The following is a 245-nucleotide window of genomic DNA, read 5'->3' on the forward strand; positions in this document are numbered from 1 at the left end:
GCAAGAGTCTGCACCTTTAGGGGAGTAGTTGCCTTCGGCAAACTTCTTATCCAAGGTCGCTTCGACTTGCTCTGGGGTCATTTTTTCATCCCACTTCGACGCGTAAGCGTTTGGTGTGATGCATAAAGACATAACTGCTGACATTGCCATTGTGATGACAAATGCCGGCAGTAGATTTTTCATTTTGTGACTGTTCTTCATAATAGGCTTCCCAATTTGTCCCAACAAAATTCAAGAAAGGGGGA

At 44.5% G+C, this 245-nt stretch carries 1 pseudogene; it reads right to left on the reverse strand.

The window, feature by feature from the left end:
- A pseudogene (locus B4920_RS27450) lies at positions 1 to 201 on the reverse strand (cystathionine beta-synthase); the annotation flags it as partial.
- Between the last annotated feature and the right edge of the window lie 44 nt (positions 202 to 245).

The organism is Zoogloea sp. LCSB751, assembly GCF_002028455.1.
Taxonomy (GTDB): domain Bacteria; phylum Pseudomonadota; class Gammaproteobacteria; order Burkholderiales; family Rhodocyclaceae; genus Zoogloea.